Origin of the sequence: Microbacterium sp. (genome assembly GCF_051860965.1) — a bacterium.
GTDB lineage: Bacteria > Actinomycetota > Actinomycetes > Actinomycetales > Microbacteriaceae > Microbacterium.
Genome location: NZ_JBIMKU010000005.1, coordinates 238,249 through 252,071, shown reverse-complemented (window position 1 = coordinate 252,071; position 13,823 = coordinate 238,249). Strand labels below are relative to the sequence as shown.

The window sequence follows — 13,823 nt, the reverse complement described above, 5'->3', positions numbered from 1 at the left end:
GGTGATGATCTCGGGCGGGGTCAGCTCTCGAGCGGGTCCAGTTCCCAGGGAATGCGGACGCGGAAGTCGTCGCTCACAGCGCCGTCGCGCACCGCCCAGACGATCGCGTCGGGCCGATCCAGGATGACCGCCGTCCGGGAGTAGACGTGGGCGTCGAGAACCCAGAGATCTCCTGCGCCCTCGACCCGACGCAGACGCCGGTCGGTCAGCGACCCGCTCGCGACGTGGATGGTCGCGAACACCTCATCGGCGTTCTCGGCACGCACGTGGAGTGTGAACTCCGACTGGGAGGCTACGGAGTCGGGGGTGACCCATCCCTCGCGCACGCGTGGACCATCTGCACCCGCCCGACGAAGCGGCGGCACGACGTGAAGGGGCCCATCGGTGAACCGGATCGCAGAGTCGCCGAGGCTCTCCAGATCCGCTGCCACATCTTCGGGTACCTGCAGGTACGGCCCGAGGAACTGGTGCAGTCCGAGCACCGGAAGCACGATCGAGAGCGTCCGAGGTCCGACGCTCGCGAGGTGCTCGGTCAGGTCGCACCACCACACCACGGTTGACTCCGGCCACTGATCGACGTCCGCTTCGACGAGGGAGTAGCGACTCATCTGCTCGTGGACGAAGCGGTAGACCTCGGTGTCGACGGGGATGCCGTCGACGAGCACCTGAAGGTCGGGAGAATCGTCGGCGTCGAGGAGCGGGATGACCAGGATGGCTCGCTCGGGATCGACGTATGCGAACGTGTCGGGGATGAGGGGTAGTCGTTCTCGGAGAAGAAGTGCCTCATGCCGAGACGCGTCGAGCGCGCGGGAGAGTGCCGGGAGTGCGCAATGGATCGTTCGGCTCGGAGCCGCCTCGCGATTCGGGATCGGCACGCGACGATTCATCTCGTCGCGCCAGAGGTCGAGGGCGACCGCAGCGCTCCGAGCTTCGGTCGACTCGAGAGGTGCACGGGTGTCGACCGACTCGGGATCCGTCGTCACCGCATACACGAGAACGCTGAACGCGGGGACGTCGGCGTCGAAGCGCACGGGAACGGCGTCCGAACTCCACCGGCGGCTGGGGCTCTGCACGTCGACGACTGTGCCGCGCGCGCTCAGCGTCTCGGGAAGGTGATCGTGGAGGTCGACGCGCACCCGGGCGGGACGGGGCCCGGGATTGCAGAGGAACAGGTGAGCTTCGTCAGGGCCGCCCCGCAGATACCAATCCACAGCGCCGAGCTCCACCTGCGCGCCGCCTGCGATGTCGTACGCGGGTGTCTCCGAATGAGCTTTGGCCCACTCGAGCCACCATCGGTACTCCTCGCGAATCGCCGAGGGCACATCGCGGGGCGGCAGCGTGGGCAGCGTGGGGGCCCCGCCGATGGCGATGGCCGAGAGCAGCCCGAACCGCCATCCCCACCAGTCGAAGGTCTGCCCCAACACGGTGTCCTCGACACAGATCTGACTCATTCGACCCATGACGGGGTGATTGAGCTCGGCGGGCAGGTAGCGGAAGTTCTGGCTCCACCACGCCTGCTGGCGCGAGCCGTTGGCGTTGAGCCGCTCGGCGCTGAGCTCGGGGTACAGCGCCGAGCCCCATTCCGCCTGCTGCTCCCAATAGCCCTCATGCTGGCTGATGCCTTTGAGGCCCCACGTGCCATCTTGCTTCTGGCCGTAGTAGCCCTGCAGGTGCAGTCCCGCGAATCTCTCATGCAGCGCTGCAATCATCTTCTGCCCGTTCAGCCATCCCGCGTGGACTCCCTTACCGGGTAGGTGACCGTGCGACTCGGAGTAGCAGTGGATGCCGTCCCCCGGTCCGGGGTCCCACGACCAGGCCGACAGGCCGTAGGTCTCGATGGTGTTGATCGACACCGTCTCCAGCCAGCGCGCGTACTCCTCGTGAGCGAGGCAGTTCTCCTTCGCGAGAGTGCCATCGCGGCGTACCTTGCGCCAGGAGTCGGGGGCATCCGAGGGCAGCCCCAGCCCGGGTGCATTCGAGTAGGGGAGGTTTCCGGCCGCAACGCCCATGTAGTAGCCGACCTCCAGACCGCTTGCGCGAGCGTGATCCATGATCTTGGCTGCGCGCGACCCTGCGGGCTCGAGCTCCCACGTAGCGTCGGGTGCGTTGGTCGGCACGGAAGCGTCGACGAGCGGGACGGTGAGGAGCAGGTCGCCTCCGAGATCGACGAAGTTGTCGATGGTCTCGATCCACAGGGCCTCCTCGGCATCCGTGGCCGGCGCGTGGGGAAGAGGCAGCCAGTACGTGTAGAGGATCGATCGATGGCGGAGCGGCAGCGGTGACAAGAAGTGGCGGACGACCGCGCGCAGGGTCGTGATCTCCTCGAGATCCATCGGAAGGGCTTCAGACGGGTTGCGGAATCGCGCGCGGGGGCGCGACTCGCCGACGCCGACCCGCGTCTTGGGCGGCACCGGCTGAATCGTGCTTCCGCTGCGGTGCGACACTGCGAAGAACTGAGGAGAGCTCTCGAAGCGCGCGCTCACACGCATGGCGGGCTCATACGAGACCGTCACCGTATCGCCGAGCTCCGTGTGCGTATGGGGGTTCTGCACTCCGCTGAGCAGAGAGTCCGTCGTCGTCCGGACAGTGACGGCGAACGGCGCCTCCGCGAACGTCCGAACCTCCGCTGCCTCCTCGATGTCGTCGATAGAGAACGTCACAGTGACTCGCTCGATGAGAAGGTCCGTCGGTCCGGTGACCGCGAGCCGGCGCGTGACGAACTCTCGGCCGCTCGCCTCGACCGTGGCGTAGGTCATCGAAAAGCCGAGTCGTCCACGCGTTGCGGTGAAGCGCGTCTGCGATCGATCGGATGAATCAGCCGCCCGCTCGAATCGCAGGTCGGCCGAGTGAAAGTCGACCCCATCGACGCGGATGGACCAGGCGTCCTCGCGGAGACCGACCAGCCGGCCCGCTGCTCCCACACGATCGAGCATGCCGTTCGACGTGAAGCTCAGCATCGAGATCTCCTTCTCATTCAATATTGCAACGCTGCAAACATAGGCCGCACACACCGCAAAAGGCAAGTGCGACTCGGCGCTCCTCGTCGCAGGTCACGTCCCGCGTCGGGACGATGAGGCGAATCCGCCGGCCGTTGCGAACGAGTTCGATCAACGCCAGGAGGGGACGACGACGAGTCGAAGGCTGACGTCCGCTTCGTCGACCGCGGGGTCGGTGTGCGTCTCAGGGAGCGTCGCGGCTGCGGACGCGGAACCAGAGGCTGAGCTCGCGCGCAGCGCGGAGGACACCGTCCGGCTCGTCGAGGTTGTCGAGATCGTCGAAGGTGCTGCGGAAGCCGGCGGGCGGGGGAGAGCCGGATTCGCGGACGGGCTGGTAGGCCATCGTCCAATCGGCGAACTGACGTCGCTGAGGGTGACCGTCGTTCAGGACGCGGACACCGGTGTGACGCGGGTCCTTCTCGATCGTGGCGAGCAGAGACCGGACCTCCGCCTCGGGCCCTTCCAGGAACTGGATGAACCGCCCGTTGCGGTAGAGGAGGAGTCCCGTGATTCCGCGTGCGCCGTTGTCGCGCCGCGACTGCTCCAGAAGGCTCCCGAATACCTCGTCGTCGAACGAGGATGCCGCGGTGCTCGCGTAGACGAGCGAGTAGAGGTCGGCATCCTCCGCGCGCACCGTCACTCGGACCCCTCGGACTGCTCGAAGGACACCACGGCCTGCATCGCGTCGTCGAGCCGAGCGTGCGTGCTGATCGGCCGCGTGTGCGCGTCGAGTGCGACGAAGCGTCCGTCGGGCAGCGCGTCGATGCATCCGAGGAACGAACCGTCTCGACTTCCGACGTAGAACCCCTCATCGACGCGCGCCCACATCGCATCCATGATGTCTGTCATCTTTCTCCTGCATCCCTTCGGTTCGACGCTGACCGACGTGCCCGACGCGCGTCCTGCTCCGGACCGACCACGAGGCGGCCCTCGAGGATCGTGTCCTCCTGGACCATCGGAGCTCCGTGGGCGTCGACGACGGAGGGTGTCTGGCGCCTCAGTCCTCTGCCCCCAGGTGAGTTCTCCGAGGCGCCAGACATGTGTTCGAGTCAGAGGGGAGACCCGAATCTCGACCTGTCTGACGCGCCCATCCCAGTACAGCACCCCCGCCCGCGGACAGCCCAATTGCCGGCGTCTATGGACAGGGCGGGGCGAATCCTGTATTGCAGCACGAGTGTCGAGGGTGGATGCCTAACCCCTCGAGCGTGCGATGGCAACCCCCTCTCGCCGACACTCGGCCGGAGTAGTTTCGCCCGTGTGAGCAGGGGGATCCGGACTCGGGAGGCGACATGGGCCCGGTGAGCGCGGAGTCGACGACGCGACTGCAGTCCGTCGCCGACCGGATGCTGGTCGAGCGCGCGGTGCAGAACGACGCCGAGGCGTTCGGAGAGCTGGTCCGACGCCACTCCTCGCTGATGCGGGCCTACGTGTATCGCATCGTGGGTTCGCTGGCGGACACGGATGACGTGGTCCAGGATGCCTTCGTGATCGCGTGGAAGCAGCTGCCGACGCTGCGCGACGCATCGGCCGTGAAGGCGTGGCTCATGCGCATCGCCGGCCGGGAGGCGCTCGCGTTCGTCGGTCGTCGACCCGCCGAGGCGGTCCTGGACGACTATTCGTTCTCCGCCCCCCGGACCACTCAGCCCGAACAGACGGCGATTCGCAACGCGCAGCTGCGAGCGCTGTCGGGTGCGCTAGACAAGTTGAAGGAGGATCAGCGTCGAAGCTGGCTTCTGCGGGAGATCGCGGACTGCAGCTACGACGAGATCGCGGAGCTGATGGACATTCCCCCGAGCACAGTACGAGGCCTGCTCTCCCGAGCACGGGCCAGCATCGCGATCGAGATGGAGGGCTGGCGATGACGGACGACAACGCGAACACCCTCGACTGCGGCCGCACGATCGAGGAGCTCAGCACCTACCTCGAATCCGGTCGCATCCCTTTCGATCCGCACATCGAGACCTGCCCCGAGTGCCTCAATGCGATCGAGGCTCTCGAACGCGTGGGCAGACTCTCCCGAGATCTGATCGCGGACGACGCTGCCCACCTGCCGCGGCCTCCCGAGAGCTGGTTCGAGGGCATCCTCTCGGCGATCCACAGCGAACTGCGCGCCGGACGGAGCTTTCCGATCCATCATCCCGATCCCCGTGTCGCGATCACCGTGACCGAAGGGGCGGTCCGGTCGCTCGTGCGGTCTTCCGCCGATGCCATCGACGGGATCTACATCGGTCGCACCGAGATCGTCGGAGACGCCGAGACGCCGGGTGCTCCGGTGCAGATCGACCTCACGGCCTCGGTCGCGTGGGGACGGTCGATCCCCGAGCTCACCGAGTCGCTCCGCGATCTCGTCTATCGGGTCCTCGCACAGCACACCGAACTCAATGTCACGGCCGTCAACGTCCTGGTCGAGGAGCTGCACGGCATCACCGCAACGGAGGAGCGCGAATGACCACCACACCGCCGGACGATCAGTCCGATCTCGTCGCCCGCGTCCGTGCCGTGGACGGTGTGACGGACGTGTACTCGCCGCACTCGACCCTCACCAGGATCCCCGGGCTCATCGCCTCCGCGACGGGCGCGTCGGATGACCGTCTCGCCGAGATCGCGGTCTCGATAAGAGACGGTGCCCCCGTCGTCGCGGCCCGGATCGCCACCTCGATCGTCGACAGCACGGCGGACTCCGCGCGACGGGTGGCGGATGCTCTGCTCGCGAACACGCCGGCGGATGCGACCATCACGATTCAGGTCGCGCGCATCCATTGAAATCTGCGCGGTGAGATTCGTCGAAGTTTTTTGTGACGAATCCGTGCGTGAGCCCCTCTTATGTTCGAGGCCGGATGGAAACGGCCCTGGCCGACGCCCCGCCCGGGCGCGGACCACGTCTTGAACAGAAGAAATGAGCACATCATGGCTACCGACGATCAGAAGACTCCCGCCAGCTCCGCGAAGAGCGCATCGGCACCGGCATCGCGTGTCGACCGCACGTTCTCCACGCCCCTCACCTCCGACGTCGCGGCCGCGGCCGGCACGACCGTGATCTCCGATGCGGTCGTGGCCAAGGTCGCCGGCATCGCGGCACGAGAGGTGCCCGGCGTCTACGCCCTCGGCGGTGGCGGTGCCCGCGCACTCGGCGCGCTCCGCGACGCCGTCAACGCGACCGACCTGACGCAGGGCGTGAAGGTGGAGGTGGGTGAGACCCAGGCCGCCGCCGACCTCACGATCGTCGTCGAGTACCCGACCCCGGTCCACCAGGTCGCCGCGCAGGTGCGCTCGGCTGTCGCCGCAGCGATCACGCGCCTCGTGGGCCTGGAGGTCGTCGAGGTCAACGTCGAGGTCAACGACGTCCACCTGCCCGGTGACGACAACCAGCCCGAAGAGTCGCGCGTCTCATGAGCGCCACCTTCACCGGTGCGCTCGTAGGCGCCATCCTCGCCGCGTCCGCCCTCCTGTTCGGGTTCTGGGGATTCCTCCTCGTCGCCCTGTTCATGGGGATCGGAGCGATCGTGGCCCGAATCGCGTCCGGACAGCTCGACGTGCGAGCCGTGACGAACGCCTTCACCGGGCGGCGCACCTCCTGATGCGCGCCGACGAGTACGGCATCGCCGGTGGCGGCCCCGCGGGGGTCGCCACCGGGGAGCAGGAGGCTCCGGGTCGCATCGACGTCAAGGACCGCGTGCTCGTCAAGGTCACCCAGGAGGCCTCCGCGAGCATGATCGGCGTTTCGCGCGGCGACGTGTCGGTGGATGTCTCGTCCTACCGCGACGGCCTGATCGTGCGGCTGGCGACGCCCCTTCCCGTCCCCGATCTCGAAGACCTCGACGCAGTCCGCGCGAGCCCGCCCATCCTCGAGCGCGCCGCGCGCCTCCAGGAGGATCTGCGAGACCGACTCTCGCAGCTTCTCGGCCGCGAGATCGTCAAGATCAACCTCACCATCACCGGTGCCACCATCCCGGAAAGGAAGCGAGTCCGATGAGCACTCCCGCGCTGAAACGCGTCGTGCGTCGCGAGACGCACTCGCCTCGCACGGTCGCCATGTTCGTCGCCGTGATCCTCCTCATCCTCGCGCTGCTCTACGTCGCGGTCGAGATCGTCCTCTACCTCGCCGCCCAGCCCGCGCTCCTTCTGGGGCCGGGCGCGGGCCTCGCGTGGCTCGTCGGGCTTCCGAGCGGTCAGCCGGGCCCGGTGATCGCGGGGGCGGTCGTGCTGACGCTCATCGGCCTGGTCCTCGTGATCCTCGCGGTCACCCCGGGTCGGCTGTCGAAGCAGACGATGCAGTGGCGGGAGCGCGCGGTCGTCGTGGACAACGGCGTCGTGGCGGCATCCCTCGCGCAGCACATCAGCCAGGAGACGGGGATCGCTCGCGAGAACATCCTGGTCGGCGTCGGCCATCGCACGGCGGACGTCACCGTCCGTCCCGGAGCGGGCGTCCCATTGGAGTCCGCCGAGGTGCAGCGCATCGCCGACGACGAGATCGACTCGTACAGCCTCACTCGACCCGTCAAGGCGCGAGTGAAGGTCGAACGACCCGAGGAAAGCGAGCTGGAGGCGTGAACAACACCAATCGTGCGCTGAACCGCATCGTCCTGTTCGTCATCGGGCTCGTCTTCTTCGCGCTGGGTGCCGTCGTGATCACGATCATGGCGTGGCCGACCGCGGGTGAAGTGTGGACTGCCGCGGGCGAGTCCGCCGAGGGCTGGATCTCACAGGCCATGCAGGCCACCGCCATCGCCGGCACATCGCTGACCTGGCTCGCCCTGGGTGCAGTCGCCGCCGTGATCGTCGTCATCGTCCTGCTCGTCCTCGCGCTGACCAGTGTGAGCGGCCGCAGGTCGAAGACGGTCATCCGCTCGAACGGCTCCCAGAACCCTCTCGGCCGCGTGACGGTCACCGAGGCTTTCGTGTCGGACGCGCTCAAGAACTCTCTCGCTGCGAAGGACGACGTGCTCTCCGCCAGCGTCACGGCGAACACGATCCGAAACGAACCCGTCCTGCATGTGAGCGTCACGCCGCGCCAGAACACCAGCCCGCGTCAGATCGTGGAGCACGTCGACCGGCTCGTGTCGAACCTCGCCGCCCTGACCGGGCAGGACACCGCGACGTACATCTCGGTGCACACGGGCATCCGCGCCCGACTCGCACACGACCAGCGTCGGCTCTCCTGAGCCAGCGCGCACAGATCAACCCACAAAGAAAGGAGACCCTCATGGGACTCGACGACAAGATCAAGAACGCTGCCGAAGACCTCGCCGGAAAGGCGAAGGAGGCGGCCGGCAAGGTCACCAACAACGACAAGCTCGTTGCGGAGGGTAAGGCCGACCAGGCCAAGGCCGACGTGAAGAAGGCGGGCGAAGACGTCAAGGACGCCTTCAAGAACTGACATCTGAAGAAAGAGGGGGAGCGCGACGCCGAGCCGCGCTCCCCCTCTGTCGTGCGCTGTTCGGGAGCTGAGGTCGATCTATTCCGCGCTGATGCGCAGGATGACCCGGTCTCCCGGCCGTCGCTGAAGGCGCCGCACGAAGCGCTCCACAGCGAGGAAGGCACGGAACGTGAACCCGTACTTCGCAGCGAGCACGGCGTTCGCACGCTCATCCACCTCGACCACGCGGGCCTGCGCGGTGACCGTCACGGCACCGGGCTCGATCTTTCCCATGCGGCTGCAGGGCTGCATCGTCACGGCCGGGTTGCGGCGAAGCCGCTTGACCTTCCCCGTCGAGCGCTCCGTCGTGACGACGAGCTCGTCGCTGTCGGCGGCCATCCATACGGGGGTGGCGACGACCTCGCCGCTCCGGCGGAACGTCCCGAGCGAGACGAACTCGCTCGTCGCGATCTGCGACCACGCATCCGCATTCCCCATCGGGCGCACCTTTCTGTCGAGCGGGACCTGTCATCGAGGGGACGGCCGCAGCAGCGACCGCCCGAATGCAGAGGACTCGGGCAACCGCGAGGTCGCCCGAGTCCGTGAGCCTGGCTCAGGCGCGCGATGCTCCGCGGCGGGACACGGCCACGTAGATGCCGAGCACGATGATCGCGCCGATGATCGAACCGATGATGCCGGAGGGCTGCAGGAACCCGCCGTTCGGGTCGCTGCCGAAGATGAGGAACCCGAGGAACCCACCGACGAACGATCCCACGATGCCGAGCACGATCGTCAGCAGGATGCCGAGGTTCTGCTTGCCGGGGATGACGGCACGAGCGATGAAGCCGGCGATGAGGCCGATGACGATCAGGCCGAGAATGGTCCAGAGCATGTGTTTCTCCTTCGGGTTGCGGGCGCCATCCGGGGGTGGGGCGCTCCGGTCGAAACGTCGATCACGCTAGCAACGGTCTGAGTTCCCGGTGAAGAAACCGCCGACCCTTTACAGCGCCGCTCGGAAGAGGTATGCGTGCCAGGTTCCGGCTCCGGACAGGATCCGGGTCGACATGATCTCGTCGTCAGCCGACGGGGGTCGCGACGGCGACGACGTTCTCGCGGTAGCGTCCGGTCGCGGAGTCGTACGCGCCGCCGCACGTGATGAGCACCAGCTCTCGCGGCCCCGTGCGCGCGAAGAGCTCGTCGACGGGCAGTTCCGTCTTGGGGTAGTAGGTCACCGATGCGATCGAGTACTGGTGGACGATGCCGGCTGCATCGGTCACGTCGACGACGGTTCCCGCGGCGAGGTCGCGCACCTGGCTGAACGGGCCGATCGGATAGTCCGGTGCATCGACATGCGCCGAGATGACCACGTGGCCTTCGTCGAGCGCGGGATCCGCGCCGTAGCGATACCACCCGCCGATCGCGGGATTCTCCGGCAGCTCCATGAATCCCCCCTCGACGACGCCGACGGGGACGACGGGGACGTCGAGACCGATGGATGCGATCACGACGCGTTCGGGCGGAACCGCCGGCCGGACCGGCTCGGCGGTGGCGGGGCGGACAGGCACCTGGATGGACGGAGTCGGTGCCGGGGCGGGGGTCGCGGTGGCCGTCGCCGATCGGGCTGCGGTGTCCGCAGGGACACCGCAGCCCGAGAGGGCGAGGATCAGAGCGGCTCCGCCGAGCGCCCCGACGATCCGCGCGTGCGGGGAGATCAGCGTCGGTTCCGTGCCCGCACGATGACGACGCTGGACGCCGCGGCGATCGCTGCTGCGAGAAGGATGCCGCCGATCAGAAGCGTCTGCATCATCGCGTCACGCTCGGCCAGCTGTCCGCCGGTGCCCGAGGGGACTCCGCCGGGCGACGAGTGCAGGCCGGAGATGGTCTGGACGGCGAGTGCCAGGTTGTCGTCCTCGAGGCTGCCCCACGCGTAGACGATCGTCAGGACGCCCTCCTGGATCGCGACGTCGGTGGGTCCGAGGAGCGGGTCGGTCGTCCCCGCCGCTGCGACGCTGGCGGCCACGGTGCTGACCGGGAGGTTGAGCGTCGACTCGTTCGGGTTGGTCAGACCCTCGATGACGGGGGTGCCGCCGGCGAGGATGTCGACCGCGGGCGCGGCGGCGACATGGCGGACCGTGAGTCGACCCTGACCCGGGGCGGTCTGCGACGTGTCGTTGACGAACGGGGTGAGCGTGGGGTCGCCCGCCTCGCTCAGGTGCGCGACCGCCGTGTAGCTGGTGTTCGCCTCGAGTGTGACGCTGGCCGGTCCGAGGATCGGAGCGCTGTCGTCCGCGGCATCCGGCGCCGTGAGCGCGACCTCGTAGGTGCCCGCGGGCAGCTCGAGGGGGCCCGCGAGATCGCCGGGCTGGAAGTCGTCGAGGGTCAGGTCGCCGTTGACGTAGACGTCGACGGGCGTGTCGGGGATGCCGTGCAGCACCGACAGGTCGGCGGTGGTGGGCGACAGGGCGGTGGCGGGTGCGATCAGGGAGACTGCGGCGATCGCGCCGAGGGCCACGCCGGCGGCGAGGGACTTGCGCATGGGAGAACCTCCTGCTGAAGGGGCGACCGTGCGCCGCCCATCGGAGGGTTCTTCCCGCGGTTCGGATCCCACGGATGCACCGGTGCGCGAATCCGCCCGAATGGGATCAATCGGTCGGTGTCTGCATCCAAGAGTCGACCTCGTCCGGAACACACACATGTCCGCGAAACGTCCGCTGCGGGAAGGCGAGGACACCGTGCCCAGAAGACAAGAGCGAGCCGACGTCGTCGAGTACGACCGCCTCGGAGGCGGAGAAGTGCTAGAGGTCCGCTCCCGTGACCTCGCTCCCCCCGGAGCCGGCGAAGTGACGGTCGAGGTCATCACCGCCGGCATCAACCACATCGACGGCTTCATCCGATCCGGCAGGGAATCGGGCTGGACCGACGAGCCCTGGCCCCGGAGGTCGGGCAGCGACTTCGCCGGGATCATCACATCGGTCGGTGCGGACGTCGGTCGCTTCTCGCGAGGCGATCAGGTGGTCGGACACCTCCGGTCCGGGGCGCAGGCGACATACGTCACCGTTCCCGCCGCGTCGCTCGTGAAGAAGCCCGCGCATCTCACCTGGGAGGCGGCCGGTGGGCTCTTCCTCGCGGGTGCGACGGCCCTCGACACCCTCGACGAGCTTCGCATCGCCGCCGGCGATGTCGTCGTGATCTCCGCCGCCGCCGGCGGCGTCGGCAGCATCGAAGCCCAAGTGGCGAAGCACCTCGGGGCGACCGTGATCGGCACGTGCGGCGACCGCAACTTCGACTACCTGCGCCAACTCGGGATCAAGCCCATCAAGTACGGCGAGGGGATCGATGAGCGGATCCGCACCGCCGCCGGCGGGAAGCAGGTGACCGCGATGATCGACAACTTCGGTCAGGACGGGCGAGAACTCGCCGAGGCACTCGGTGTGGCCCCTGCGCGGTACCGTTCGAGCGAGGACCGCCGGGCCACCGAGATGCGTCTGCTTCAGGATGACGGGCCCTCGATCGCGCGGGCTACGGCATTGCTGGAGCGCCTCTGCCGCCTGGCCGAGACGCGATCCTTCACACTCCTCGTGTCGGGGTACTACCCGCTCGCGGACGTCGCGGAAGCCTACGAGGACCTCGCGCGCATGCACGCACGGGGCAAAGTCATCCTGGGCACCCATCCCGTGACGACGTGGCGCACCCTCAAGGCCCGCGACTTCTTCGAGGCGGCGAGTTGACCCGGAACGAGCCCGGCTTCATCAAGGAACTGCGCATCGACGGGATGGACGCCGTCTCGACCAGGCATGCGCTGGAACGGCTCCGTGAGGAGTTCCCCGGGCTGTCGGAATCGCGCATACGCGCTGCGCTGATCGCGGAGTGGGAGGCGTACACGGGCGGGGTCCCGCTGGTCGTCCCCTCGGAGGTCGTCTCGGGAGCGCGCGAAGTGCTCGGCGGCGGGAAGGTCATCCACCTCGCTCGCCTCGTCGACGCCGATCGCTGAACACCGCATCGCGGCGACGGCGGGGCGGAAGTACGTAGACCTCCGCCCCACCGGACTGCCCTACGCCAGGGCTTTGGCCTTCAGTGCGTCGTACTCGGCCTGAGTGATCGCGCCGGAGTCGAGGAGCTTCTTGGCGGACTCGATCTCGCCGGCCGCGGATGACGTGCCGGCGACGCTGCGGATGTAGTCGTTCGCCTCGCTCTGGGCCTGCCCGCGTCGTTCGAGCTCACGCTGCGCCATGCCGCGACCGCGCGCGATCAGGTAGATCAGCGCCGCGAGGAACGGGAAGACCACGAGGAAGATCACCCAGCCCGCCTTCCCCCACCCGTTCAGAGTACGGTCGCGGAACAGGTCGATGATGATCGTGATGAAGATCCAGATGCAGGCGAAGAGGATGTAGAACCAGAAGATCCACAGGAGGAAGTCCCAAAAGCTGCCGGTCATGGTCGTGTGCCTTTCGTTCGTGCCGACGCGGTTCGCGGCGGTCCCACTGTGCTCTGGATCTCCTCCCGCTTCATCACCCGCACAGGGTGAGGAATAGCGCTCGCCGGAAGGCCGGCCGCCTCTCGAACGGGGGGTCTGGTGGCGCTGCCGCGGCGCCCCTAAGGTGACTCGTGACGCGGCCGGTACGCGCCGACGCCGATCTCAGCTCCTCCATCGCAACGAAAGGGAAAGTCGCGTGTCCGAAAACAAGCCGACCATCGTCCTCGTTCACGGGGCGTGGGCCGACGCATCGAGTTGGAACGCCGTCACCGGCCCGCTGCAGGCGGAGGGCTACAGCGTGCTGGCACCGCCGAACGAGTTGCGCGGCCTGACGTCGGATTCGGCGTACATCGCGTCGTTCCTCGCACAGCGCACGAGCGGTCCGGTCGTGCTCGCGGGCCACTCCTACGGCGGAGCGGTGATCACCAACGCCGGCACGCAGGGTGGCGATGTGCGGGCGCTCGTCTACGTCGATGCGTTCATCCCGGACGAGGGCGAGACCGTGGTGAGCCTCCTCGACGGCTCGTCATCGGCTCTCGCGGTCGCCGACCCGACGACCGTCCTCGACGTCGCAGGGTACCCGGGAGCGCCGGAGGGCGCCGCCGATGCGTTCCTCAAGCCCGACACCGTGCACAACGCCTTCGCCCAGGATCTCCCCGAGGCCGACCGCTGGAACATCGTCGCGACGCAGCGCCCGATATCCTTCGTCGCGAACGTGACGCCTTCCGGACCGCCGGCCTGGAAGACGATCGCGAGCTGGGCGGTGCTCGGCACCGAGGATCGCGTCATCCCGATCGACGTCCAGCGCCGCATGGCCGAGAGAGCGGGATCGACGATCAGCGAGGTCGCGGCTTCGCACGTGTCGATGGTGTCGCAGCCGGAGGCGACCCTCGCCGCGATCCGCGCCGCAGCCGACTCCATCGGCTGACATCGGACGTCGCGATGCCGGTGTCGGCGCCGTGAGAGGCCTGCTCGAGACGGATGTCAGGACTCTCGT

General features: G+C 68.0%; 20 protein-coding genes. 12 read left to right on the top strand and 8 right to left on the bottom strand.

What is annotated here, in order from left to right; all coding sequences use genetic code 11:
- Positions 1–20: 20 nt before the first annotated feature.
- The 3 genes from ACTIFV_RS11720 to ACTIFV_RS11710 form a co-directional block, all read right to left on the bottom strand.
- Positions 21–2,756 carry a hypothetical protein gene (locus ACTIFV_RS11720; protein ID WP_439592956.1) on the bottom strand — a complete coding sequence of 912 codons (2,736 nt, stop codon included), beginning with the start codon at positions 2,754–2,756 and terminating at the stop codon, positions 21–23.
- Between the two features lie 424 nt (positions 2,757–3,180).
- On the bottom strand, positions 3,181–3,636 hold the full coding sequence (locus ACTIFV_RS11715) for a BLUF domain-containing protein (protein WP_439592955.1): 456 nt from the start codon (positions 3,634–3,636) through the stop codon (positions 3,181–3,183).
- Entirely contained in the window at positions 3,633–3,845 is a 213-nt protein-coding gene (locus ACTIFV_RS11710) for a hypothetical protein (RefSeq protein ID WP_439592954.1), read from the bottom strand. Before ACTIFV_RS11710 ends, ACTIFV_RS11715 begins: the two co-directional genes overlap by 4 nt.
- 440 nt (positions 3,846–4,285) lie before the next feature.
- Here ACTIFV_RS11710 and ACTIFV_RS11705 point away from each other — a divergent pair, with 440 nt between their 5' ends.
- From ACTIFV_RS11705 to ACTIFV_RS11665, 9 genes are all read left to right on the top strand, one after another.
- Positions 4,286–4,858 (top strand): RNA polymerase sigma factor, encoded by a 573-nt coding sequence (locus ACTIFV_RS11705; RefSeq protein ID WP_439592953.1) that lies wholly within the window; start codon positions 4,286–4,288, stop codon positions 4,856–4,858.
- The gene (locus tag ACTIFV_RS11700) at positions 4,855–5,445 is read left to right on the top strand and encodes an Asp23/Gls24 family envelope stress response protein (protein ID WP_439592952.1); all 591 of its coding nucleotides are present in this window, start codon (positions 4,855–4,857) and stop codon (positions 5,443–5,445) included. The genes ACTIFV_RS11705 and ACTIFV_RS11700 overlap by 4 nt, the downstream gene beginning before the upstream one ends.
- The gene (locus tag ACTIFV_RS11695; protein WP_439592951.1) at positions 5,442–5,759 is read left to right on the top strand and encodes a hypothetical protein; all 318 of its coding nucleotides are present in this window, start codon (positions 5,442–5,444) and stop codon (positions 5,757–5,759) included. The genes ACTIFV_RS11700 and ACTIFV_RS11695 overlap by 4 nt, the downstream gene beginning before the upstream one ends.
- A 144-nt stretch (positions 5,760–5,903) precedes the next feature.
- Entirely contained in the window at positions 5,904–6,389 is a 486-nt protein-coding gene (locus ACTIFV_RS11690; protein WP_439592950.1) for an Asp23/Gls24 family envelope stress response protein, read from the top strand.
- Positions 6,386–6,574, top strand: coding sequence for a DUF2273 domain-containing protein (locus ACTIFV_RS11685; protein ID WP_439592949.1), 189 nt, complete (start codon positions 6,386–6,388; stop codon positions 6,572–6,574). The genes ACTIFV_RS11690 and ACTIFV_RS11685 overlap by 4 nt, the downstream gene beginning before the upstream one ends.
- Positions 6,574–6,969, top strand: a complete 396-nt coding sequence (locus tag ACTIFV_RS11680; protein WP_439592948.1) for a hypothetical protein — start codon at positions 6,574–6,576, stop codon at positions 6,967–6,969. Before ACTIFV_RS11685 ends, ACTIFV_RS11680 begins: the two co-directional genes overlap by 1 nt.
- Entirely contained in the window at positions 6,966–7,547 is a 582-nt protein-coding gene (locus tag ACTIFV_RS11675; RefSeq protein WP_439592947.1) for a DUF6286 domain-containing protein, read from the top strand. The genes ACTIFV_RS11680 and ACTIFV_RS11675 overlap by 4 nt, the downstream gene beginning before the upstream one ends.
- Positions 7,544–8,158: a hypothetical protein gene (locus tag ACTIFV_RS11670; RefSeq protein ID WP_439592946.1), complete on the top strand. Its 615-nt coding sequence runs from the start codon at positions 7,544–7,546 to the stop codon at positions 8,156–8,158. Before ACTIFV_RS11675 ends, ACTIFV_RS11670 begins: the two co-directional genes overlap by 4 nt.
- Before the next feature lie 41 nt (positions 8,159–8,199).
- Positions 8,200–8,373, top strand: coding sequence for a CsbD family protein (locus tag ACTIFV_RS11665; protein ID WP_439592945.1), 174 nt, complete (start codon positions 8,200–8,202; stop codon positions 8,371–8,373).
- Between the two features lie 78 nt (positions 8,374–8,451).
- Here the strand turns inward: ACTIFV_RS11665 and ACTIFV_RS11660 are convergent, their stop codons facing one another.
- The 4 genes from ACTIFV_RS11660 to ACTIFV_RS11645 form a co-directional block, all read right to left on the bottom strand.
- Positions 8,452–8,850, bottom strand: coding sequence for a PPOX class F420-dependent oxidoreductase (locus ACTIFV_RS11660; RefSeq protein WP_439592944.1), 399 nt, complete (start codon positions 8,848–8,850; stop codon positions 8,452–8,454).
- A gap of 115 nt (positions 8,851–8,965) precedes the next feature.
- Entirely contained in the window at positions 8,966–9,244 is a 279-nt protein-coding gene (locus ACTIFV_RS11655) for a GlsB/YeaQ/YmgE family stress response membrane protein (RefSeq protein ID WP_439592943.1), read from the bottom strand.
- Positions 9,245–9,428: 184 nt separating this feature from the next.
- Positions 9,429–9,917: a class F sortase gene (locus ACTIFV_RS11650; RefSeq protein ID WP_439592942.1), complete on the bottom strand. Its 489-nt coding sequence runs from the start codon at positions 9,915–9,917 to the stop codon at positions 9,429–9,431.
- Between the two features lie 146 nt (positions 9,918–10,063).
- On the bottom strand, positions 10,064–10,888 hold the full coding sequence (locus tag ACTIFV_RS11645) for a DUF4397 domain-containing protein (RefSeq protein ID WP_439592941.1): 825 nt from the start codon (positions 10,886–10,888) through the stop codon (positions 10,064–10,066).
- A 196-nt stretch (positions 10,889–11,084) separates the two neighbouring features.
- Here ACTIFV_RS11645 and ACTIFV_RS11640 point away from each other — a divergent pair, with 196 nt between their 5' ends.
- Together ACTIFV_RS11640 and ACTIFV_RS11635 are read left to right on the top strand one after the other, a co-directional pair.
- A complete protein-coding gene (locus tag ACTIFV_RS11640; protein WP_439592940.1) occupies positions 11,085–12,080 on the top strand; it encodes an NADP-dependent oxidoreductase in 996 nt (331 codons plus the stop codon).
- Complete coding sequence (locus ACTIFV_RS11635; RefSeq protein ID WP_439592939.1) at positions 12,077–12,343, top strand: hypothetical protein; 267 nt, start codon at positions 12,077–12,079, stop codon at positions 12,341–12,343. Before ACTIFV_RS11640 ends, ACTIFV_RS11635 begins: the two co-directional genes overlap by 4 nt.
- Before the next feature lie 60 nt (positions 12,344–12,403).
- Here ACTIFV_RS11635 and ACTIFV_RS11630 read toward each other — a convergent pair whose 3' ends face one another.
- The gene (locus ACTIFV_RS11630; RefSeq protein ID WP_439592938.1) at positions 12,404–12,787 is read right to left on the bottom strand and encodes an SHOCT domain-containing protein; all 384 of its coding nucleotides are present in this window, start codon (positions 12,785–12,787) and stop codon (positions 12,404–12,406) included.
- Positions 12,788–13,022: 235 nt separating this feature from the next.
- Here ACTIFV_RS11630 and ACTIFV_RS11625 point away from each other — a divergent pair, with 235 nt between their 5' ends.
- The gene (locus ACTIFV_RS11625) at positions 13,023–13,754 is read left to right on the top strand and encodes an alpha/beta fold hydrolase (RefSeq protein WP_439592937.1); all 732 of its coding nucleotides are present in this window, start codon (positions 13,023–13,025) and stop codon (positions 13,752–13,754) included.
- The last annotated feature ends 69 nt before the right edge of the window (positions 13,755–13,823 follow it).